Origin of the sequence: Pilibacter termitis (assembly GCF_900167335.1) — a bacterium.
Lineage (GTDB): Bacteria > Bacillota > Bacilli > Lactobacillales > Streptococcaceae > Pilibacter > Pilibacter termitis.
In genome coordinates this window covers 1-22,377 of sequence record NZ_FUXI01000012.1, presented here as the reverse complement: position 1 = coordinate 22,377, position 22,377 = coordinate 1, and the positions used below count along the sequence as shown (strand labels likewise).

Sequence of the window (22,377 nt, the reverse complement as noted above, 5' to 3'; positions counted from 1 at the left end):
AGGTTTTAAAAGTGGAATTTACAACATTAACAGAAGAAGAATATCAACGTCATGCACAAAATCATCCGTTGGCAAACTTTTTACAGACGAAAGAAATGGCACGCGTTCGCAAAATGCGTGGCTGGGGCGTGGAATATGTAGGAGTAAAAGAAAACGGAGAGGTGATTGCAACTGCCCTTTTGGCACGCATGAAAATTCGTTTTGGCTATTATTATGACATTGACGGTGGTTTTCTAGCTGATTTTGACAATAAAGAACTCTTGTCCGTTTTTACCAATGGTTTAAAGCAACACCTGAAATCAAACGGTGCATTGTACCTCACTATGACGCCAAACGTCGTGTATCAACAACGTGATTGGAATGGAAATGTAGTAGGCACACCGAAACGTGAGATTTTAAACGAGTTGACATCTCTTGGGTTTGTTCATCACGGCTTTGAAAAAGGATTTTCCACTGCCTCACCTCGTTGGGTATTTGTCAAAGAATTGCGTGGACTTGATGAAAAATCACTTCGCAAAAGCTATCAAAAAGATGCGATTTATTCTGTGAAAAAAACTGCACAATTTGGGATTACTTTGCGTGAATTGCCGTACGAAGAACTAGACAAATTCAAACAATTGACCGAACATACTGCTAAAAGACGTAGTTTTCAAGATAAACCACTTGATTATTATCAGGCAGTTTTCAAAGAATTTGGTGAAAAAGCAAAATTCATGGTCGCAGAAATTAATTTTAAGGACTATATCGAAAATCTCCGCAAGCGTGAGGAGGAATTGCAAGCAAAATTGGATAGAATTGCTCAAAATCTCGAGAAGACACCTAATTCTTCTAAAATGCTCAATCAGCAACGTGAATTTGAGGCTCAAAAGGCAACGCATGAGAAGCGAATTGAAGAGGCAGAAGAGTTTCGGAAAGAAAGTGGCGATGAAGATGTTCTTCTTGCAGGAGCTTTATTTATCATCGGCAAACAAGAAGTCATTTACCTTTTTTCTGGCACGTATGACAAGTATAAAAATTTCTATGCACCCTATCTTATTCAAGATGAAATGATGAAATTTACGATTGAAAATGGAATTGAAAAGTACAATTTCTACGGAATTGACGGAAATTTTGATGGTAGCGACGGTGTGTTAAAATTCAAACAATCTTTCACAGGAGTCGTCGAAGAAAAAATCGGCTCGTTCGACCTCGTGATTCAGCCAATGAAATACAAATTTTATCAGATGTTAAGAAGAATTGCTGACAGAGCGAGAGGGTGAGGATTGGCATTTTCATTTTAGATAAAAAGCAAGCAAAAACTACTCTCTATGGGGGTGGTTTTTTGTTTTTTTTTTAAGACTAATAGAAACGAAAAGGTGGAGAAGTGAAAAAAGAGAACGTTTTATTTTATTTATTTTTTGTAATTTGTATAAAAAGATTAAAATGTCTCGTTTTTTGTATTACTATCATTTAGGAAACTTAAGTTATTAATAAAAAACGAAATTTATTAATGACCAACATAAAAAGAAAGAGGTGAAAATATCCAGAAAATAATTATACGGCAAAAATTGTGAAGAAAGTTTGAAAATGCAGACTCTGGGTAAAAAAGACAATGATTTTAGGAAAATTAGACAATGACAGAATGAATTTCTGGTGGTAGTATCATGAAGTGCTAAAAAAGAATCGGGGAAGTTGCACGAAAGGTCAGTGCGATATTATGGGTTGAAGGATATATACAAATTTTCACAATAATAAAAATAGTTGAAAGTTTACGGAAGGGCTTGTTTAACAAGTCACTTTAAGGGTACACCTAAGAACTCCGTTTAAGCCAAAGTTAGCAATTTTGGGTAAGCGTAAGTTTTTAGAGGTCCCCTTCAGTAAAAATCGAAGGGAAAATGGGAAATGAAGATTTCAGTTTTTGGGCTTGGATATGTTGGATTATCCAATGCTCTTTTGCTCGGGCAAAATGAAGAAGTAATGGGCTTTGATGTCAATGAAGAACGAATAGCACTTTTGAACAATCGACAGTCGCCGATTGTTGATGAGCATATTTCTGATTTTTTACAGGAAAAACAATTGAATTTGAGTTGGACGGTGAGTTTTGAGGAGGCAGTGAAACATGGAGAATATCTGTTGATTGCCACTCCAACTGATTACAATGAGGAAGAGTGTTTCTTTGACACAACCTCCATTGAAAAAGTCATCTCAGATGCTCTTATGATTAAACCAGAAAGTAAATTTTTGATTAAGTCGACCATTCCGATTGGCTATGTAGAGCGACTAAAGGAGCAATTTCCGAATGTCGCAAGTATTATTTTCACCCCAGAATTTTTGCGAGAGGGCAGAGCGTTGTATGACAATTTGTACCCGTCACGCATTATTGTAGGAAATACAGGAGACGAGGGGAAAGTCATTGGCGAAATGTTTCTGAGAAATACTTTGAAAAAAGATGTAGAAGTTATCTACATGAGAGAAACAGAAGCTGAGTCCGTCAAATTATTTGCCAATACTTATTTGGCAATGCGAGTAGCATATTTTAATGAGCTAGATACATTCGCAACGATGAATAATTTGGATACTGCTCAAATTATCGAAGGAGTCAGTCTTGACCCTAGGATTGGTATGCACTACAACAATCCAAGTTTTGGCTATGGTGGTTATTGTTTACCAAAAGATACCAAGCAGTTAAAGGCAAATTATAGCAATGTGCCAGAAAACTTGATTTCAGCGATTGTGGCAAGTAATCAGACACGTCAAGAGTTTATTGCCGAGACGATTGAGAAAAAGCAACCTAAGAAAGTTGGCGTTTATCGTTTGGCAATGAAACACGGAAGCGACAATTTCCGTTACAGTGCCATTCAAGAAGTAATGAAACACCTAAAACAAAAAGGAATTGATTTATTAGTTTACGAACCACTTCATGAAAGTACGCATTTCAATGGATTTGAAGTCATTCATGATTTACAGGAATTTAAAAAGCAATCAGAAATTATTTTGGCAAATCGCTTTGACGATTGTTTGCAAGATGTAAAGGAAAAAGTGCATACACATGATGTGTTTGCTAGAGACTAACAAAAAAAGCGGAGTAGTGCATTGTGAAGTCTGCAAGATGAAACTACAATTGCAGACTTCACCACTACAAAGTTAGACAAAGGAGAAAACGATGACCTCGTTATTAAGTATTTTTTTATTGGTTTATGGAATTTTGGCATTGGGGCATATTTTGATACAGCTCGTGATTTGCCATAGTGAAAACAGAAGACAGCATGGTGAGAAATTTAAATCATTCCACCAAGGGCATACGGCAAGCGTATCGGTAATCGTCCCCGCCTACAATGAAGAGCCGAGTATTTTAAAGGCTTGTATTGACAGCATTTGTAAGCAGAAACTTGAAGAGTTAGAAATTATCGTGGTTGATGACTTTTCTAAAAATAGAGAGGAATTAATCGAAAAAGTTTACAATGCGTATGAAAACGACGAACGTGTGCGAATTTTGTTGCCAAAACAAAACAAAGGGAAACGTCATGCACAAAAACTAGGGTTTGATAGAGCGACAGGTGAAATAATTGTAACAGTTGACTCAGATACGCTATTGAAAGATAAAAATGCGATTTTAAAATTGATTCAGCGTTTAGTTGACGAAAAAGTTGGTGCAGTAACAGGAGATGTGCAAGTGGAAAACAAAGGAGTCAATCTTCTCACTCGCTTGATTAGCTATCGCTACTGGTCAGCATTCCACCAAGAACGTGCGGCACAAAGCCGTTTTCACGTGGTAATGTGCTGTTCTGGACCATTTTCAGCGTATCGTACTGAAATTGTAAACAAAGTGAAAGACGAGTATGTTTCACAGTATTTCTTAGGTGAAAATTGTACTTATGGTGATGACCGTCATTTGACGAATTTAGTGCTAAAAGAAGGGCATGAAGTAGCGTTTCATCAGCACGCAACAGTGCAGACGTTTGTACCAGAAACACTAGGGCAATATGTAAAACAACAAGTAAGATGGAACAAAAGTTTTTATCGTGAAATGCTTTGGACAATTAAATTTGCTCACAGACATCATTGGTATATGCTTTATGATTTGTTAATGCAATTTATTTTGCCGTTCATGTTAGTTGTTTCACTATTTGCAATGGTATTCCAGACGATTTATTACGGAGATGTTCGACATTTCGTTCAATATTTAATCGTTCTAGCATTGATTGCAGTTCTTCGTTCGCTATACGGTATTTTTAGGACGAGGGATTTAGGATTTTTACTTTTTGTAATTTACGGCTTTATTCACGTTTTAGTTTTATTACCAGTGAGATTTTATGCACTTTGTACACTAAAATCAACACGTTGGGGAACAAGATAATTATTTTATCGACTTTATCTCTCTAAGAAAGTATTTTTTAGAGAGATATTTTAGGATTACTTCTAAAACAAAAATGATTTGTAAGCAAATTTCTTGCACATTAAGGAAAAACGGAGTATTTTTTGTATAAGTAAGTTATGGGCACCTCTAAAAACTCCGGTTAAGCCAAAATTAGCTAGTTTTTCGATTTTCGAGGAAATCGACGAAAGCTATGTGATTCATAGGTTGAGGAGACTGACGAAGAAAATCGGAAAACTAGCAATTTTGGGTAAGCGTGAGTTTTTAGAGGTGTCCATATATTAATAAAGGATTGATAAAAATGTACCGAGTAGTCGAGATGTTCGGCGATAATGAGCCATGGTGGTTTTTAGAGGGGTGGGAAGAAGATATTGTTCAATCTTCTTCCTTTGAAAACCTAGAAGATGCCTTATGCTATTACAAAAAATGTTGGCTAGAGTATAGAAAAAAGTTTGACGAAGTCAATAGCAAGCGAAATTTTCTTGCAGCTTTTTGGAGCGAGGATGATGAACGTTGGTGTGAAGAGTGCAACGACTATTTGCAGCAATATCATAGTTTGGCGATTCTTTATGACAACAAAATGTTAGCAGAGGAAATTGGCAAGAAAAAATACGAACGTGTGACAAGCGAGGGGAAAGCAAAAAGCTGTTCAATGAAGTAGGCAAATTGTCTACGCATTGAACAGCTTTTTAGAATTGACCCTATCCCTTACACTCATTCTTCTAATGACAAAAGTGCAAGAGGAGAAGAAAGAATATAATCAGGCTGACACGTTTCTAGTTCAGTTGCAGAACCGAACCCCCACAAAACGCCTGCACTATCTAAATTGTTTTCCTTTGCTCCTAAAATATCGTGTTTTCTGTCGCCAATCATCAAGATATTTGCCTCATGGTTCACTCCGAGATTTTCCATAGCGTAGCCAATGACGTCTGCTTTTTCACTTCGCACGCCGTCATCAAGTGTAGCACCAAATACACCGTCAAAATACTCTTCTAATTGTAGAAATTCTACGATTTGCTTGGCAAAAATTTCTGGTTTGCTCGTGGCAATTGCTAATTTTTTTCCAGACTCTTTCAGTTTGCTTAAACATTCTACCATTCCGTCGTAAATTTTGTTTTCTACAATGCCTTTGTCTTTAAAACATTCTCGGTAGAGCGAAATCGCCTCTCTTGCTCTTTTTTCATCAAGGGAAAGAAAGCTCTGAAAACTCTCAATAATAGGGGGACCGATAAACAAATAATAATCCAAATCTTGTGAAACTGGAATCTCCATTTTCTCAATTGCATATTGAATGGAGTGAATAATTCCCTCAGAGGAATCAATCAGCGTACCGTCAAGGTCGAAAAAGTAATAATCATAGTCTTTCATTTTAGTTACCCCTTTTTTATAATATCGTCAATTATTGTAATTTTTACAGCTGTATAAGAACTATCATACTATTTTTTCTATGAAGTGTGCAAATGGTTTATGGAAAATCCATTATTGATTGATAAATCAGTTGACAACAAGCGAAAAAAGCATTATTCTATAAAAAAAGCTCGTGTTGAAAAAGAGGAGTAGGCAAATTTGAGTTTGTAGCGATTTCGGGAGAGTGAAAGCCGGAAAACTTGACTTGTTGAACGGCACTTTAGAGCGAGCAAATGAAGTGCTAAGAGAAATCTTAGAAGTAGGGTGGAACCGTGGATTTGAATTTCAAGCTCACCCCTATGTCATTTATTTGGCATGGGCGTGAGCTTTTTCTTATGCCTAAAATTAGCCTCACGAAAAGGAGAACAACATGACAAAAAAGCTAACTTTACAAGAAATGATTCAAACGTTGCAAAATTTTTGGGCGGAGAAAGGCTGCATGATTATGAACAGTTATGACACGGAAAAAGGTGCAGGAACAATGAGTCCTTACACATTTTTGCGTGCAATAGGACCAGAGCCTTGGAATGCTTGCTATGTAGAACCGAGTCGACGTCCAGCAGACGGTCGCTATGGGGAAAATCCTAACCGTTTGTACCAACACCATCAGTTTCAAGTGGTAATGAAACCAAGTCCTGACAACATTCAAGAGTTGTATTTGGAGTCATTGCGTTTGCTCGGCATTGACCCACAAGAGCATGATATTCGATTTGTTGAGGACAACTGGGAAAATCCGTCTATGGGTTGTGCAGGTCTTGGCTGGGAAGTTTGGCTTGACGGCATGGAAATTACTCAATTTACTTATTTCCAACAAGTTGGAGGACTACCTGTTAAACCTGTCACAAGCGAAGTAACTTACGGACTAGAACGACTTGCGAGCTATATTCAGGAAGTCGATTCGGTATATGATTTGGAATGGAGTCGAGGGGTGAAATACGGAGAAATTTTCCGTCAACCAGAATACGAACACTCAAAATATTCCTTTGAAATTAGCAATCAAGAATTGCTCCTAGAAAACTTCAATAAATTTGAAAACGAAGCAAAACGTTGTATCGAAGAAAGTTTGGTACATCCAGCGTATGACTATATTTTAAAATGCTCACACACTTTTAATTTATTAGATGCTCGTGGTGCAGTTTCTGTAACGGAACGTGCTGGATATTTACATCGCATTCGCAATATGGCAAAAAGTGTGGCGAAAATTTTTGTTGCTGAGCGTGAAAAATTAGGCTACCCATTGCTAGATGATGAAGGGCGAGCACAAATTGGTTTTGTTGCGAAAAAAGAAGAGGAATAAAAAAGATAAGGAGGAAATTATGCGTAACTTTTTATTAGAAATTGGTTTAGAAGAAATGCCTGCTCATGTGGTAACTCCTTCAATGATACAATTAAAGGAAAAAATCGAAAAATTTTTAGTGGAAAATCGTCTTTCATTTGAAAGCATTGAAGTATTTTCTACCCCACGAAGACTGGCATTGAGAATTGTAAAACTTGCAGAAAAACAAGAAGATACAAGAGAAGAAGTCAAAGGACCTGCAAAAAAAATTGCTTATGATGAAAATGGAAATTTGAGCAAGGCAGTGCTTGGATTTTTACGAGGAAAAGGATTAACTGAAAATGAAATGACGTTCAAAGAAGTCAAAGGTGTAGAATACGTCTTTGCAACGGTCGAGGAAAAAGGGAAGGCGACAGAAGAAATTTTGAAAGAATTGCCAAATGTGATTCTTTCTATGACGTTCCCTGTTTCTATGCGTTGGGCGGACAACGATGTAGAATTTATTCGCCCAATCCACTGGCTTGTGGCTTTATTTGGAAGTGAAATTGTTCCATTTTCTATTTTAGGTGTAGACACAAGCAACACTTCAAGAGGACATCGCTTGCTAGAAGGTGTACCAACATTTTCCAATGCAGATAGTTACGAAGAGGAATTGGCGAAGTTCAATGTTATTGCTAATGCCGCGGAGAGAAAAAATCTCATTCGCAAGCAAATTGCTGCACTTGAAAAAGAAAACAATTGGACGGTTGATTTAGACGAAGAATTGCTTGAAGAAGTGAACAATCTTGTTGAATATCCGACAGCTTTTGCGGGGAGTTTTGACGAGAAATATTTGGATGTGCCAGAAGAAGTGCTTATTACTTCAATGAAAGAACATCAGCGTTTCTTTGACGTGCATGAACTGGACGGCAAATTAAGTCCGCATTTTATTTCTGTACGAAATGGAACAGACAATCATTTGGCAAATGTCATTAAAGGAAATGAAAAAGTGCTAGTTGCTCGACTAGAGGACGGTGAATTTTTCTGGAAAGAAGATCAACGATTGCAGATTGCTGACTTGGTGGCGAAACTTTCTAAAGTGACGTTCCATGAAAAAATTGGCACACTTGCAGAGCATATGCTTAGAACGAAAAAAATTGGTGAAGTTCTAGCAGAAATGGTAGAGTTAACAGAAACAGAGAAAAAAGATTTGAAAAGAGCAGCCGATATTTACAAATTTGACCTTGTGACCAATATGGTAGGAGAATTTCCAGAGTTGCAAGGGATTATGGGAGAAAAATATGCGGTTTTACAAGGAGAAAACGAGCAAACTGCTAGAGCAATTCGTGAACATTATTTGCCAACGACCTCAGAAGGTGTTTTGCCAGAGAGTAAAGTAGGGGCTATTTTAGCGGTAAGTGACAAACTTGAGAGTTTGTATAGTTTCTTCTCTGTTGACCTTATTCCGTCAGGTTCAAACGATCCATATGCCTTACGCCGTGCAGTACAAGGAGTGATTCGTATTTTGGATAAATTTGGCTGGAAATTTTCATTTGCAGACTTGCAAGAGAAGATTTTCACAGCAATCAATGCAGAAACGGAAATTTACAAACTCACTTACACGAACGAAAAAGAGGCACTTTCTTTTGTCAAAGGACGTGTTCGTCAGCTTTTAAGTGGAAAAATCACACGTCACGACATTTTAGATGCCGTAGTCAATGCTGAACAAAGCGACATTTCAGAGTTATTTGCGACCGCAGAAGTTTTAAACGCACATCAAAATGACGAAAACTTCCGCTTGGGTATCGAAAGTCTTACTCGTGTCGTCAACCTTGCTCAAAAAGCCGAGGTAGCAGTAGATGTGAATACTTCTCTGTTTGAAAATGAATATGAAAAAGCATTAAATGAAAAAATTATTTCTCTTGAAGAAAACTTCACAGGCAATGCCGAAGAAAAATATCAGCAATTAATGAGTTTATCAAGCGTGATAAATGAGTATTTTGACAACACAATGGTCATGACAGACAACGAACAAGTGAAAAACAACCGTTTGAGTGAACTGCAAAAACTTGCCAAAATTATTTTGAGCTTTGCAAGTGTTGATTTATTGATTGTGAAATAAAAATGAAAAAATCGCATGGATTAAGTGTTTCATGCGATTTTTATTTTTTTGAGGAGAAGAAATATCATTCTTTTCCTCTTGCTATTCTGCGAGCAATTTCCTTGTGAATAATTGTTCTTTGTGTTTCATAAACAGAATGAAGTAAATTGTTTTCTTTTGTACTGATTTTGCTCCATTTGAATTGTTTTCCAGACTGATGAATGATTGATTTTACTTCATCGGAAAAAGGAAGTCCGTCAAAGAAAATCGCTCGTTGAATATCGCCAGTAATACTTGGACCTAGGACAAACTCAGGGACAAGATTATCCAACATTGGAGTAATTGGAAATGCTTGAATGAATCCGTCAAATTGATTCATATAGTAAAAATTCAACAATCCATTCTCCAAAAGTTCAACGTCCATTAAGAAATTTTGTTCCTCTTTGCCAACGATTTCAGGCAAATCTTCATATTGAAGTCCAGCTTTTTTTGCCACTTCTTCTGTAATTTTAAAAATAATCATCTGCTCACCTACATTTTCTAAATTTCACTCACTTTATTTTACCAAAAATGAACAATTTTGGGGAAGTGTAAGTTTTTAGAGGTGTTCTAAAAATGTTGTTCATACTAACTTGACAAAACACGAACACTTGAAAATTTTTTCAAAACGTTATACACTACCCAAAGCTAGATAGTTTTGAGAGCTATCCTTAATTAGAACAAAAAAGGAGTATTCCATGAACATAACAAAAGAATTTGATACAATTGCAGCAATTTCTACTCCTCTTGGTGAGGGGGCGATTTCGATTGTTCGTCTTTCTGGTACTCAAGCGATTGAAATTGCCAGTAAATTGTTTCTGCAAGGGAAAAAGAATCTGAGTGAAGTGGCGACACATACTATTCATTACGGACGTATCGTTGACCCTGTAAGCGAGCAATTAGTCGATGAAGTCATGGTGAGTGTCATGCACGCACCACGCACATTTACACGTGAGAACGTGGTGGAAATCAATACACATGGCGGAATTGTTGTCACTAACCAGATTTTGCAGCTCTTGCTACGCTCTGGTGCAAGACTTGCCGAACCCGGTGAGTTTACGAAACGTGCCTTTTTAAATGGTCGAATTGATTTGACAAGGGCGGAGGCGGTCATGGATGTTATTCGTGCAAAAACGGATAGAGCAATGAGCATTGCGACTTCTCAACTTGACGGCAGACTTTTTCAGCTCATTCAAAAGATGAGACAAGAGATTTTGGAAGTTTTAGCACAAGTTGAAGTGAACATTGATTATCCAGAATATGATGATGTTGAGGAGATGACGACACAACTTTTGCGTGAAAAAGCGATTGTTATTGAAAAACAGCTTGCTCATTTACTTGAAACGTCTAAGCAAGGGAAAATTTTGCGTGAAGGTTTGTCTACGGCAATTATCGGGCGACCAAATGTTGGGAAAAGTTCTTTGTTAAATTACTTACTGCAAGAAGAAAAAGCAATCGTGACGGATATTGCAGGGACAACACGTGATGTGATTGAGGAATATGTCAATGTGCGTGGTGTGCCACTGCGATTGATTGATACTGCTGGTATTCGTGAGACAGAGGATATTGTCGAGCGTATCGGCGTTGAACGGAGTCGTAAAGCACTCTCTGAGAGCGACTTAATTTTGCTTGTGCTAAATGCAGCGGAAGAATTATCTTTTGAAGACGAGCAACTCATTGAGGCAACGAGTGGTCTAAAACGCATTATTTTGCTGAACAAAACCGATTTACCACAAAAAATTTCATTGGAAACTCTGGAAACTTTGGCAGAAAACAGTGAAATTCTACCTATTTCCGTTTTGCAAGGCGAAAATTTATCCGCACTCGAAGAAGCGATTGCCAAGCTCTTTTTTGCGGGTGAAACGATAGAAAAAGACGCCACTTACCTCTCAAACGTCCGCCACATCGGCTTAATTGAGCAAGCACAGGCAAGTTTGCAAGAAGTGTTAAGCGGCATTTCATCAGGTTTACCCGTAGATTTGGTACAAATGGATATGACAAAATGCTGGGAATTACTAGGAGAAATTATTGGCGAAAGCGTACAAGATGAACTATTGAATCAATTATTTAGCCAATTTTGCTTGGGAAAATAGCAAGAGGGCACCTCTAAAAACTCACGATTATCCAAAATTGCTAGTTTTCCGATTTTCTTCGTCAGTCTCCTCAACCTATGAACCACATAGCTTTCGTCGATTTCCTCGAAAATCGAAAAACTAGCTAATTTTGGCTTAACCGGAGTTTTTAGAGGTGCCCAAGAGAAATACAAAGAAAAGTCAATTCTATGGAGTTGGCTTTTTTTAGGTAGTTGAAAATTGGAAAATAAAATAAAACTGTTATACCGACCATAAGTCTAAACGCTTAGGCTTTTTTCTTTTGCTTTTTATTGATAAAATAAAGACTACGATGATTAACGGAAAAAGGAGTGTGTTAATATGAAGAAAATGATAACGCTTGGTATTTCTGCGAGCTCTGCGGTTTGGAAAATGTGTGATTTAATTGAACGCTTTAGGAAAAATGAACAGTTTGAAATAGATGTTCACGTGATTATGACGGAAAATGCAACGAAATTTATTTCTCCGTTAATGTTTCAAACGTTGACACAAAATGAGGTGAGTGTAAATGTCGCTCAAGAGCATGAACCGGAAAAAATCAATCATATTTTTCTTGCTCAATCATCAGATGTTTTTTTGATTGCCCCAGCGACAAGTAATACGATTGGCAAAATTGCTCATGGAATGGCGGATAATATGCTCACAAGCGTGGCACAAGCTGTTCCTAAAGGCACTCCGAAACTTTTTGCCCCAGCGATGAATGATGTGATGTATCATCAAGAAATTGTGCAGGAAAACATTGACAAGCTAAAAAAACGTGGGTATAAGGAAATCAAGCCTCGTGAAGATAGACTTTCAAGCGGAAAAATTGCCATTGGAGCATTAGCTGAAGTTGAAGCAATCGAAAAAGAAGTGCTAGATTTTCTTTTAATGTAATTGTTTTCAAAAAACTATATACATTTTAAAATAAAGGTATATAATAGTAGTGTAAATGTTCAGGCAACCCATTTGCGTGAGCATGAGAGGACTCTAAAAATTCCAATTTGCTTTAGAGTTACCTAAAAAAAAGAAACGGAGTGTATCAAAATGAAGAAATTTAACATTGGCAAAAGTGACTTGAATGCTTCTCAGATTGTTTTGGGGTGTATGCGTATTAACGATGAGGAAAAAAATCCCGTTGAAGTCATTGAAACAGCAGTAGAGTGTGGCATTAACTTTTTTGACCATGCAGATATTTACGGTCGTGGAAGTTGTGAGGAAATTTTTGCAACTGCACTTGCACAGTCAAGCGTAAAACGTGAAGATATTCTCTTGCAAACAAAATGTGGTATTGTACCGGGTGTGGCATTTGATTTTTCAAAAGAGCATATCATTTCAGCCGTGGAAGGTTCGCTCAAACGTTTAAATACGGATTACGTTGACGCTTTGCTTTTGCATAGACCAGACGCTTTAGTGGAACCTGATGAAGTGGCAGCTGCGTTTGACGAGTTGGAGAAATCTGGGAAAGTACGTTATTTTGGTGTTTCCAATCAAAATCCTATGCAAATTGAATTGCTCAAAAAGTCTGTTCAACAGCCGTTAATTGCCAATCAATTACAATTTGGCGTTATGCACACGGGGATGATTGATGCAGGGATTCATGTAAATATGAAAGATAACGGGTCATTCGACCATGACGGGCAAATTTTGGAGTATTCAAGACTTCACGATATGACCATTCAAGCGTGGTCTCCATATCAATATGGATTTTTCGAGGGTATTTTCATTGGAAATGAAAAATTCCCAGAGTTGAACAAAAAACTCGAAGAAATTGCTGAAAAATATAATGTTACCCCAACAGGAATTGCAACGGCATGGATTAATCGCCACCCTGCTAACCTTCAAACGATTATTGGCACGATGACACCGAGCAGAATTAAAGAAATCTGCCAAGCAAGCGATGTGGTGTTAACTCGTGAGGAATGGTATGATATTTATATGTCAGCTGGCAATATTTTGCCATAAAAAAATTGATAAGGACTGAGGAAATGAAAACAGAGATAGGTATTTTGCCAAACGAAAAAAATGAAGAAATCAAAGCATTAGTACAATATTCTTTCAACAAATTTTCTCCAGAGTGGGCAAAGTGTTTTGATTATTTGACGGAGCATTCGATTAATTTTGGTGTACTTCATGACGAAGTGCTAACAAGTCAGATTACGCTTGTGGAGCATGAGGTGAATTTTCACGGAAAAACATTGTTGGCGAGCGGCATTAGTTATGTGGCAAGTTATCCAGAAGCTCGAGGCAAAGGTGGGATTCGTGAAGTTTTTCGACAAATTTTTGAGCGTGAGTACAATCGTGGTGCAGCACTTTCTCTGCTTGACCCATTTTCTTATCAGTTTTATCAACAATTTGGCTATGAGGCTGCGTGTGATCGTCTGTTGCTTTCGTGGGAGGCAAAAAATTTCCCGCAAGCAGAAAAGAGCAACTATACGATGAAGAGAATGTCTTTTGATGAGGCATTTCCTGCTTTGAAAAAGTTGCACGCAGAAAATGAACAATTTTCTCGTGGTAGTTCACGTCGTAATGCGTGGTGGTGGAACTACACGCATATGCACAAATGGAAAGGGCATTATACCGCTATTTGTTACAACGAAGAAATGCAAGCAGTCGGTTATATAATCTACACAATGGATTATCCGAATTTGCATATTATCGAATGGGTAAATGCGGATTTTGAGGCGGCTAAGGCAAGTGTCAATTTTATCAATAGTCATAGCATGGCATTTGATACGATTACTTATTTGTCAGCCAATAGCAATGTGAAAGAAATTCCAGTTTTGCATTTAATGAAAGAACCTCGTGCGGTCAAACGAGAATTACTTCCATATATGCAGGCAAGAATTGTAAATGTTGAAGTGTTTCTTCAATCATACCCTTGGCAAGAGGAGGCAAATTTTGCTTTTGAGCTAACGGATAAAAACCTCCCGAATAACAACGGAATTTTTCTTGCAAATGGAGAAAAAGTGTTGACACCTCATTTGCCACTGATTTCCTGTGATATTGGAACGTTCTCTTCTTTATTGCTAGGTTATACTAGCGTTGATATGCTTGTCAAAATGCAACGTGTGAAGTGTTCTGAAAACAGGATTTTCCCTAGCCTCAAGCGTTCTGTCGTGCAAGAGATGACAATCGTCTCAGATATTTTTTAAGAAATCAAGGACTTAGAAAAGAATTTTTTTCTAGGTTCTTTTTTTGCGTTTTGGAAGTGAAAAAACGGCTCAATTAGGTTAAAAAACAATTAAAATCATGATTTTTGAAAAAAATACCCCTAAACTTTTTACTTTTTTTTGAATACAGTATATTTATCTAGTATTTCCATTTGAAATGAACGAAAATAGTTTTAGACGTTTTAGAAAGGGGTGGAAAAATGAAAAATAGGGTTGCATTTTTTTGTTTTCTATTATCATTACTGATTTTTTCAGGGAATACAAAAACAAATGCAGATGAAAGCACTGTGGTGGATGATAACGTCAATCACATCCGCATTTCGATTCCGAAAGATGTTGTAGTAGAGCCAGATATGCCCGATGGGGTAAAGCCTTCAAAAACTTTACCTGACACGAATGCAACTGCCAATACAACAACTAAAACATCGGGTAGCAACAACTTGGGGTCATTCGGAGAGGAACACTCCGCATACTTCACTATTATCGGTTTATTGCTCATGAATTTGGTCTTACTTCTTCTCATTCTTAGAAAGAGACAGAATGAAGATAAAGAAAAAAGTATAAAGGAGAATGTACAGTGAAAAAAACAGCAGTATTAAGCCTAAGTGCTTTAGCACTTGCAACAGTAGCTTTACCAATGGTTACTTCAGCACTTGATGATATTAACACTAATCCTAAAGTGACATCTAAATCTAGTGCAAACAATTTAACACCTCAAATGGAAGCACACAACCGTGTATCTTTCCAAGGGGTAAACATTAACAATGGTGGTTTAGTATTAGAAGAAGTACCGGGTTATGACTTTAGCCCAGTTACTGCAACTACTATTAACACAACAGGTTACACATTCACAGCTAGCGGTATCCGTGAAGTAAACTCTGCAGGGGTTACTCAAGATAACACGCCTCAAGGGATTGTTGTAACTGACTTACGTGGGGGAACTACTGGATACAAAGTATCAATGGAAGTAAAAGACTTGTCACTTACTAAAGGTGGTAATTCTTACCTATTGCCAGTAAACACATTTAAAGTTAGCGTAAAAGCAGGTAGCTTTACTGATGCTGGTGGTAACGTTATTCCAACTCACGCTGCAAAAACAGGTGTAGATACTTACAAAGTAAAAGGTGAAGTGATCACTTCAACTGCACAAGCAACAGGAACAATCACTTCAGAAATCCCTGACGTTACAATGGACGTTGGTCAACAAGGGATTACTTCAGGTACTTACACAGGTGTTGTAGAGTACACACTTGAAGATGGTAAATTACCATAAAAAAGTTATTACTTTCTCTGGGTTTCTCACCCAGAGAGAGTGTTGTAAAAAAAGGGAAAATTATTATAAGGTGGAGGAAATATCACAATGAAGAAAAAATTATTAGCAACAGCATTAGTAGCTAGTGCTCTTGTATTGCCAAACGTAGCAAGTGCAGCTCCAGTAGCATCTGGTGCGAACGGTCAAGCGGTAAACACTGGTCAAGGTGTGGTTACTTTTGTAGGGGTAACTGCTCAAAACGGTGGTTTGATCTTAGAAGAAGTACCAAGCTTTACTTATGCAACAGCTCAACAATTAGGTCAAAACTTGAACAACGGTTTCTACGAGTACAAAAATACTCAAAGTGATCAAAACGCAGGGGCTCCTGTAACGATTAAAGTTACTGACTTGCGTGGTGGTAGCACTGGATACAAAGTATTTGCGAAAGCTGAAGAGTTGAAAGAAGTTCTTCCAACTGGTTCAACAGCTACTCCAAACATTTTGCCATGGGCTACTTTGAAAGTGACTACTACTGGTTCAGCAGAAGTTCCTGCTGTAACTGACGTAGACATCATGAACAAACACGCAATCGTTGCACAAGGTAGTGCGAACTCAAACGGTACGCATGACGCTGGTGATGTAACAAGTGAATTGACAGTAAACCAAGCGGGTGTTAAAGCATCTACTTACAAAGGGAACATCATCTACACACTTGCTGATTCATCATTAGTTACACCATAATATTATTATTTAAGTAAGTACCCAAAGTGCAGAAACGTGAAGATAATTGCTACACAACCAATCCGGAAATGGTTTTTCTGCACTTTGTTACTTTTTTTCAGCGGTAGAACCTTATCGCTACCGCTGTTTCTATTTTGATAGAACGGATTTTAAGGATAAGGACAAATTTTCAAACAAAGGATAGGGAAAAAATGAACATGAAGAAACTGGGGAAATTTATTGCTTTGGCATTTATTGCCACTTTATTTACGACACTGCCTTTCACAACGAAAGCAGAAGATAAGAAAAATCAATCACCTGTTGGCTATTTCATTGGAATTAGACCTTCAGAATTGCAAAGAGACAAAAACAAAACGTATTTTGACTTACGTGTTAAGCCAGATACAAAAACGACACTTGACTTGATTATAACAAACACATCAGACAAAGATGCGAAATTCCACGTTGGCTTTGGTCGTGCGGGTACAAACTCAAACCAAGTTATCACATATGATGATAAAACGGAAAACAAAGAAAAAGCACCAGCAGACATCAAAGATATGGTAAAAGTTACCAAAACACAAGTGGAAATAAAAGCAAAATCAGACGTTACTGTTCCAATTGAACTTGATGTAAAAGGGGCAAAATGGGATGGTATGATTGCTGGTGGAATTACCGTAACAAAGGTACTGGAAGAACAAAAAGAAGGCTACAACAATGTGTATTCTTATTTGAAAGCATTGGCATTGACTCAAAATGATACAAAAATCACACCTGAATTAAAATTGAATGGTGAAAAAGGAGTTGCCAACTTTGGTTACAACCAAATCGCTGTAAACTTATCAAATATAGAGCCAGTAGCATTTGAATTGGAAAAAATTGAAGGTACCATTACTTCTGAAAAAGACAACTCTAAAGTTACAGTGAAAAAAGGAGAGGGGCAAGTTGCACCTAACTCTAGTTTCGATGTGCTTTATGACTATAAAGAAGTTGTACCAAAAGGTTGGTATAACTTAGATATGTGGGTATATGCTAAAAACGGACAAAAATGGCATTTTACGAATCGCTTTGAAATTAAAGAAGTGAAAGAAAACTATGTAGATGCCATGATTCAACAAGGTTTGATGAAAGAAGATAAAGGCATTCCGTGGTGGATGTGGCTAATTGCAGGCTTACTTCTGTTATTGTTATTCTTCTTATTCTTTATTCTATTCAAACGTCGCAAGAAAGAAAAAGAAGAAGAAAAACAAAGAGCTCAAATGAAAGAATTGCTTGACGCTAAAGAACAAGAAAAGCGTGAAAAAGAAAGAGAACGTAGAAAAGCAAGAAGAAGCGGAGAAGCACAGGCATAAGAGTAAATCAAATCGTAGTGAATTGATACTTTTTAGTGGGGAGCTATTTCTAATGCTTTAGTAGGTTTCAGTTTGAAATAAAAATTGTTGATTTTCACTTGTGTGATATTTAGCACAATGAGTGAAAATCAACAGTTTTCTATTCGTTTTTAAACTGGAAGAAACCGTTTTGAGTAGCAGAGAAATAGTCGCTTTGGAGGTCTTGAAATTGGAAAATATGCAAGAGATCATCAGAAACTTACGTGAATCAGCGGGAATTTCGCAAAAAGAAATCGCTAAAAAATTATTTGTTTCAAGGACGACCTATCAAAAGTTTGAACGTGGCGAATACGACCCACCACTATCGTTTATTATTGCTTTATCAGACTTATTTCAGATAGATCCAAAGTGGCTCATTTCCAATCGTCAGCAACAGCATGATATTGAAAAACTTCTACTTTCTCCTTTAGTTTTTCGAGATGAGGAGCTGACGGTTACAGATAAAATGAAGATTTTCCTTTTTATTCGCTTGCTGAAAGAAGATGAAGAAAAAGAAAAGGAATACTTTCTAAGTTTGTTTTATTAGAAAAGAGGCTCGAAATAAAGAGCCTTTTTTCGCAAGAAAACCGGAAAAAATATAGATTCATACATAAACTAAGTTTTATTATAAAAAGTAACTGTTATTGAGTAAAGTTATAACCTGTTTATTTTTTTGTTGGAGGGCAAGAAAATTTAATATGGGTGAAAAAGATAAAAAAGGAAGGCGAAGAGTGGCGTTTTGAAGTCTGCAACAGCGAACCATGTCGTTTATTTATTCGTAACGAAGTTACGAACGACATTGAGAGCAGTTGCCAGACTTCAGCCTCTCGTAGCTAGAAAAAAGGAAGGCGAAGAGTGGCGTTTTGAAGTCTGCAACAGCGAACCATGTCGTTTATTTATTCGTAACGAAGTTACGAACGACATTGAGAGCAGTTGCCAGACTTCAGCCTCTCGTAGCTAGAAAAAAAGGAAGGATATTTGAAGGATTTTTCAGAACGAAAAATTTTTCAAATTTTAAAATCCATTTTATGGATTTATACTATGTTTATTCTTCTATTGATTCAACTCTAAAACATGGTTTTTATCTTAGTTTTTAGTGTTGAACCAGTATGAAAAATCGGAGAGTAAATTGAAAGAAAATAGGGGGAATCACAATGTATTTTGAGTCAATTTTTTTAACGGAAAAAGATCTTTGGAAACTTGAGTTGAGCAAAGAACTCGAGAGAACAGGGGCAAAGGAGACATATATTCGTTCGTTTGCTGATAAAATAAATAATAATTATATACTCGTAAAAAGAACGCTAGAAAAATTGGCGGTTGATTTTCGAGAATTGTTTGGAAAAGAAATTTTGAAGGTGGAAAAAAATCGTTTCTTTTTCAAATCAGACGGCAATCTTGTCTCAACGTATCGTGAATATTTGATTCAAGAAAGTCTTCCTTTTCAATTTGTAAATGAAATATTAAGTTTCAAACCGTTATCGGTACATGAATTTTGTGAAAAACATGGGATGAGTAGATCTACATTTTCTAATAGGATTAGTAATTTGCAGGATTTTTGTAAATTGTATAATTTAAAACTCAATTTTACCCCGATCGGTGTGAAAGGATCTGAGTTGACCATACGATTATTTTTAATCTTTTTGCACGTAATCGCTTTTTCAAGAAAGAAAAATTATCCGTACTGTGATGAGGCGGAGACACTTTCTTTTCGGACAGAGATCAGTAATGTATTAGGGTCGGAAACGTACATGATTTCCTCGTCGTATCAAAATACATTTTTTTATGTTATTCGCAGAAGAGAAGAACAGGGGCATTATTTTACACCGTCAGAAAAATTGCTTTCTTTTTTAGGTTTGGAGGAAGGGTTTCTGCCTATCCGATTTTTTGAGAACAAGCAAGTGGCGAAGAATGAGTCGGCATTTGTTGCCTTGCTTTCTCATTTTTCCAAAGTGCAAAGACGATTAGTCGATTTGATTACTGCGGGAGAAGATGAAGATGCGACGCATGAGACGGATTTTCAGAGTATCCCTAGGATTCAGTTGATTGCGGATAGTTTTTATAGATATTTGTCGAATATCGCTTTTTGTGAGTATGGAAAAGTGTTGCCAAAAGAGCTTTTGAAACGACAAATTAGTTATCAATTTCATATGTTTCATATTTTGGACAATCATGAGGTTATTAACTCTCAAAGTTTTATCAAAACTGCTGCTCTTGGGCAAGAAAAAGAAATTGAAGGATTGACGAAAGCGAGTAAGTCATATTTTATTCGTCATAAGAAAGATTTAAAGGAAATTTTTCCGCATTTACGTGAGCAATATTTTCTTGAAAGAATGCAAAATCTTTTAATCAAGGTATTTTTGTGTATGCGAGATGTCAATGTGTTCAAAGTGGGCGTTGGTTTGCAGACGACAGATCCATATTATTACGTTTTAATCAAAGAAATTGCGAAAATAGACGGTGTGCAAGTGGAATTTCTTTCCAGACAGCAAAATTATGATATGATTATCAGCTCGTTTCCGAAAGAAATCGACAACAAGCAATGTTCCTATGTTTATGAATGGAAAGATTTCTTTGGAGTGAAAGAAGTAAAAAAACTTGGTCGTTTGATTTATGAAATTCAAAATATGAATTAACTTTATCAGCATTGCATGAGTTTCTTTGTGCAGTGCTGATTTTTTTTATTGAGTATTTATTATTTGTTTAATGGATTTATAGTTTGTTATAATTCTTTATGAGAATAAGGGATACTGTTCCCTGAAAGACAAAAAATACGCTTGAATAGAGGAAGTATTATGACAACAAAAAACGGCGATTTGCGAGATGGACGTCTGGTCTATTTTGAGGGAAAAAAAGTGGAAGATTTTTCAAGTATTCGTGTGTTTGCCGATACTCTAAAGGTCATTCAACGTTATTATGAATTGCAAGAGGAAGAGCCTGAAGTTTTTACCTACGAAGAAGGAGGAAAGCGATATTCACGTACTTTTTTCACCCCGAAAAATGCGAATGACTTGGCAATGAAACGCAAGGCTTACGCGAGAATTGCAAGTGTTAGCTATGGAATGCTTGGTCGCACGCCTGATTTTATCAATGCGGGAGTGGCGATTTTGGAGAATTATGCGGAGAACTTAGGGGTAGGCGAATATACCAATTTTGCAGAGAATATCAAAAACTGGGCAAAAATGGTCAAGGAGGAAGATTTATTTGTTTCTCATGCGTTGCAAAATCCACAAGTTGACCGTAGCAAAACGATGAACCAGCTTTTAAAAGAAGGACATGAGTTTGCAGGTGTCTGGGTCAAAGAAAGTTACCGTGACGGGATTGTCGTGCAAGGTGCGAAAATGGTCAATACGCTTGCCCCTCTTGCCGATGAGCTTTTGGTGTTCAATGTGCCGAATCTTTCGCCAGAGGACAATAAATTTGGCTTGGCATTCTCTGTTCCACTTGCCACAAAAGGTGTAAAAGTGATGACGAGAAAGTCAAGTGCGAAGTATGATTATTCTGTGGCAGATTATCCATTGAGCAATCGCTTTGATGAATTGGACGCTTTTTTGATTTTTGAAGATGTGTTTATTCCTTGGGAGCGAGTGTTTGTTTTTGGCAGTGCGAAAAAATCCAATCAATTTTTTGAAAAAAGTGGGTTATTCATGCACACAGCACATCAAGATGAAGTGCGTGGAGTCGTCAAATTGGAATTTGTGACCGCTCTTGCCAAAAGAATTGCCATTTCACTTGGTTTGACTGACTTTTTACGTGTGCAAGAAATGCTTGGGAAATTGACGAGAAATCTTGAGCTTGTTCGTGGTACGTTGCATTTTGCCGAAGTTAGTGGGCATGAAGAATTTGGGGTATTTACTCCGAATATGCAGTCGCTTTTGGCAGTGCGTGACAGTTTGCCAGAAATGTATGACGAGGTACTCAGTGCAATCCAAGAATTTTCAGCAGGTTCTATCGTTGGCGTGCCAGATGTTCGTGATTTTGCAGGAGAAAATGCAGACTCTCTTGAAAATGCCTTGTCTAGCCCGCTCCTTTCAGCAAAAGAACGCACTATTTTGCTCAATCTTGCGTGGGATGTGACAGGAGAAAGTTTTGGGCAAAGGCAACGTGCGTATGAACATTTGCATGGTGGAAATACGATGTGGATAAAAGTAGAACATTGGCAACACGAAGACTTGTCTTTTGGTGAGAAAATGCTAAAAGATGCGTTAAATGTTGCAAGAACGGCATTTGATGAGGAAGTAAAAGGAAAATAAAATCAACCCAAGTATCTTAGAGAATGATACTTGGGTTTTTTAGGCTCTATACTAAATCGTGTGGAATAACAAAAATTCCATGCGATTTTTTTGCATAAAAAAAGACATCTCGTTTACAATGTAAGTGCCTAACCCAACAGTAAAGGAGATGTCTTCATGGATAAGTGTACAAGAGAATTACTAGGATTTCAAGATGAAAGTTTGATATTTGAAAAGGACCGTTGGTTTTCTAGAGGGGTAGATAAGAAAAATAGAAAATTCAACAGAATTGATGGGCTATATGCGAAAGTTCCTACGCATTGCGAGAGTTGTGGGGTTCTATTTCAGAGCTCAGCAGATTACTATAAACATGGAACTATCGCAAAT

The 22,377-nt window shown here is 37.1% G+C and carries 21 protein-coding genes and 1 pseudogene; 20 read left to right on the top strand and 2 right to left on the bottom strand.

Annotated features, from left to right (window positions below; all coding sequences use genetic code 11):
* The first annotated feature begins 11 nt into the window (after positions 1-11).
* From B5D30_RS06130 to B5D30_RS06115, 4 genes are all read left to right on the top strand, one after another.
* Entirely contained in the window at positions 12-1,259 is a 1,248-nt protein-coding gene (locus B5D30_RS06130; RefSeq protein ID WP_144399504.1) for an aminoacyltransferase, read from the top strand.
* 622 nt (positions 1,260-1,881) lie between these two features.
* A complete protein-coding gene (locus B5D30_RS06125) occupies positions 1,882-3,051 on the top strand; it encodes a nucleotide sugar dehydrogenase (RefSeq protein ID WP_078807171.1) in 1,170 nt (389 codons plus the stop codon).
* Positions 3,052-3,142: 91 nt separating this feature from the next.
* Positions 3,143-4,336: a glycosyltransferase gene (locus B5D30_RS06120; RefSeq protein ID WP_078807170.1), complete on the top strand. Its 1,194-nt coding sequence runs from the start codon at positions 3,143-3,145 to the stop codon at positions 4,334-4,336.
* 319 nt (positions 4,337-4,655) lie between these two features.
* A complete protein-coding gene (locus B5D30_RS06115; protein ID WP_078807169.1) occupies positions 4,656-5,015 on the top strand; it encodes a DUF1033 family protein in 360 nt (119 codons plus the stop codon).
* A gap of 53 nt (positions 5,016-5,068) precedes the next feature.
* On the opposite strand, the gene B5D30_RS06110 is transcribed toward B5D30_RS06115, so the two are convergent.
* Entirely contained in the window at positions 5,069-5,722 is a 654-nt protein-coding gene (locus B5D30_RS06110) for an HAD hydrolase-like protein (RefSeq protein ID WP_078807168.1), read from the bottom strand.
* Positions 5,723-5,945: 223 nt separating this feature from the next.
* On the opposite strand from B5D30_RS06110, the gene B5D30_RS13605 reads away from it, so the two are divergent.
* Genes B5D30_RS13605 through glyS form a run of 3 tightly spaced genes read left to right on the top strand, consistent with a single transcriptional unit; the run spans position 5,946 to position 9,138 of the window.
* Positions 5,946-6,086 (top strand): hypothetical protein, encoded by a 141-nt coding sequence (locus B5D30_RS13605; RefSeq protein WP_159443237.1) that lies wholly within the window; start codon positions 5,946-5,948, stop codon positions 6,084-6,086.
* Positions 6,087-6,131: 45 nt separating this feature from the next.
* On the top strand, positions 6,132-7,058 hold the full coding sequence (glyQ, locus tag B5D30_RS06105) for a glycine--tRNA ligase subunit alpha (RefSeq protein WP_078807167.1): 927 nt from the start codon (positions 6,132-6,134) through the stop codon (positions 7,056-7,058).
* A gap of 16 nt (positions 7,059-7,074) precedes the next feature.
* Positions 7,075-9,138, top strand: coding sequence for a glycine--tRNA ligase subunit beta (gene glyS / locus B5D30_RS06100; RefSeq protein WP_078807223.1), 2,064 nt, complete (start codon positions 7,075-7,077; stop codon positions 9,136-9,138).
* Between the two features lie 64 nt (positions 9,139-9,202).
* Here glyS and B5D30_RS06095 read toward each other — a convergent pair whose 3' ends face one another.
* Entirely contained in the window at positions 9,203-9,640 is a 438-nt protein-coding gene (locus B5D30_RS06095; RefSeq protein ID WP_078807166.1) for a hypothetical protein, read from the bottom strand.
* Positions 9,641-9,854: 214 nt separating this feature from the next.
* Between B5D30_RS06095 and mnmE the strand changes: the two genes are divergently transcribed.
* The 13 genes and pseudogenes from mnmE to B5D30_RS06030 all read left to right on the top strand — a co-directional run.
* Positions 9,855-11,249, top strand: a complete 1,395-nt coding sequence (gene mnmE, locus B5D30_RS06090) for a tRNA uridine-5-carboxymethylaminomethyl(34) synthesis GTPase MnmE (protein WP_078807165.1) — start codon at positions 9,855-9,857, stop codon at positions 11,247-11,249.
* A 339-nt stretch (positions 11,250-11,588) separates the two neighbouring features.
* Positions 11,589-12,143: a flavoprotein gene (locus B5D30_RS06085; protein ID WP_078807164.1), complete on the top strand. Its 555-nt coding sequence runs from the start codon at positions 11,589-11,591 to the stop codon at positions 12,141-12,143.
* Between the two features lie 150 nt (positions 12,144-12,293).
* Positions 12,294-13,211: an aldo/keto reductase gene (locus B5D30_RS06080; protein ID WP_078807163.1), complete on the top strand. Its 918-nt coding sequence runs from the start codon at positions 12,294-12,296 to the stop codon at positions 13,209-13,211.
* 23 nt (positions 13,212-13,234) lie between these two features.
* Positions 13,235-14,401: a GNAT family N-acetyltransferase gene (locus B5D30_RS06075; protein ID WP_078807162.1), complete on the top strand. Its 1,167-nt coding sequence runs from the start codon at positions 13,235-13,237 to the stop codon at positions 14,399-14,401.
* 218 nt (positions 14,402-14,619) lie between these two features.
* Positions 14,620-15,000, top strand: a complete 381-nt coding sequence (locus B5D30_RS06070; protein WP_078807161.1) for a hypothetical protein — start codon at positions 14,620-14,622, stop codon at positions 14,998-15,000.
* Complete coding sequence (locus B5D30_RS06065; protein WP_078807160.1) at positions 14,997-15,692, top strand: WxL domain-containing protein; 696 nt, start codon at positions 14,997-14,999, stop codon at positions 15,690-15,692. Before B5D30_RS06070 ends, B5D30_RS06065 begins: the two co-directional genes overlap by 4 nt.
* An 87-nt stretch (positions 15,693-15,779) precedes the next feature.
* Entirely contained in the window at positions 15,780-16,412 is a 633-nt protein-coding gene (locus tag B5D30_RS06060) for a WxL domain-containing protein (protein WP_078807159.1), read from the top strand.
* 197 nt (positions 16,413-16,609) lie between these two features.
* Positions 16,610-17,743, top strand: coding sequence for a DUF916 domain-containing protein (locus B5D30_RS06055; RefSeq protein ID WP_159443236.1), 1,134 nt, complete (start codon positions 16,610-16,612; stop codon positions 17,741-17,743).
* A gap of 169 nt (positions 17,744-17,912) precedes the next feature.
* Positions 17,913-18,308 (top strand): helix-turn-helix domain-containing protein, encoded by a 396-nt coding sequence (locus tag B5D30_RS06050; RefSeq protein WP_200806715.1) that lies wholly within the window; start codon positions 17,913-17,915, stop codon positions 18,306-18,308.
* Positions 18,309-18,500: 192 nt separating this feature from the next.
* A complete protein-coding gene (locus tag B5D30_RS13175) occupies positions 18,501-18,722 on the top strand; it encodes a hypothetical protein (protein WP_144399503.1) in 222 nt (73 codons plus the stop codon).
* Positions 18,723-18,915: 193 nt separating this feature from the next.
* Positions 18,916-20,394 carry a helix-turn-helix domain-containing protein gene (locus B5D30_RS06040; RefSeq protein ID WP_078807156.1) on the top strand — a complete coding sequence of 493 codons (1,479 nt, stop codon included), beginning with the start codon at positions 18,916-18,918 and terminating at the stop codon, positions 20,392-20,394.
* Positions 20,395-20,553: 159 nt separating this feature from the next.
* Positions 20,554-22,011, top strand: a complete 1,458-nt coding sequence (locus B5D30_RS06035; RefSeq protein ID WP_078807155.1) for a 4-hydroxyphenylacetate 3-hydroxylase N-terminal domain-containing protein — start codon at positions 20,554-20,556, stop codon at positions 22,009-22,011.
* A gap of 156 nt (positions 22,012-22,167) precedes the next feature.
* Positions 22,168-22,377 (top strand): annotated as a pseudogene (locus tag B5D30_RS06030) (hypothetical protein); the annotation flags it as partial.

Bases quoted from the DNA above. Each gene is read 5' to 3' on its own strand.
- B5D30_RS06080 (WP_078807163.1), top strand. From the start codon at position 12,294: ATGAAGAAATTTAACATTGGCAAAAGTGACTTGAATGCTTCTCAGATT.
- glyQ (WP_078807167.1), top strand. From the start codon at position 6,132: ATGACAAAAAAGCTAACTTTACAAGAAATGATTCAAACGTTGCAAAAT.
- B5D30_RS06095 (WP_078807166.1), bottom strand. From the start codon at position 9,640: ATGATTATTTTTAAAATTACAGAAGAAGTGGCAAAAAAAGCTGGACTT.
- B5D30_RS06040 (WP_078807156.1), top strand. From the start codon at position 18,916: ATGTATTTTGAGTCAATTTTTTTAACGGAAAAAGATCTTTGGAAACTT.
- B5D30_RS06070 (WP_078807161.1), top strand. From the start codon at position 14,620: ATGAAAAATAGGGTTGCATTTTTTTGTTTTCTATTATCATTACTGATT.
- B5D30_RS06055 (WP_159443236.1), top strand. From the start codon at position 16,610: ATGAAGAAACTGGGGAAATTTATTGCTTTGGCATTTATTGCCACTTTA.
- B5D30_RS06060 (WP_078807159.1), top strand. From the start codon at position 15,780: ATGAAGAAAAAATTATTAGCAACAGCATTAGTAGCTAGTGCTCTTGTA.
- B5D30_RS06075 (WP_078807162.1), top strand. From the start codon at position 13,235: ATGAAAACAGAGATAGGTATTTTGCCAAACGAAAAAAATGAAGAAATC.
- B5D30_RS06120 (WP_078807170.1), top strand. From the start codon at position 3,143: ATGACCTCGTTATTAAGTATTTTTTTATTGGTTTATGGAATTTTGGCA.
- B5D30_RS06035 (WP_078807155.1), top strand. From the start codon at position 20,554: ATGACAACAAAAAACGGCGATTTGCGAGATGGACGTCTGGTCTATTTT.
- B5D30_RS06115 (WP_078807169.1), top strand. From the start codon at position 4,656: ATGTACCGAGTAGTCGAGATGTTCGGCGATAATGAGCCATGGTGGTTT.
- B5D30_RS06085 (WP_078807164.1), top strand. From the start codon at position 11,589: ATGAAGAAAATGATAACGCTTGGTATTTCTGCGAGCTCTGCGGTTTGG.
- mnmE (WP_078807165.1), top strand. From the start codon at position 9,855: ATGAACATAACAAAAGAATTTGATACAATTGCAGCAATTTCTACTCCT.
- B5D30_RS06125 (WP_078807171.1), top strand. From the start codon at position 1,882: ATGAAGATTTCAGTTTTTGGGCTTGGATATGTTGGATTATCCAATGCT.
- B5D30_RS06110 (WP_078807168.1), bottom strand. From the start codon at position 5,722: ATGAAAGACTATGATTATTACTTTTTCGACCTTGACGGTACGCTGATT.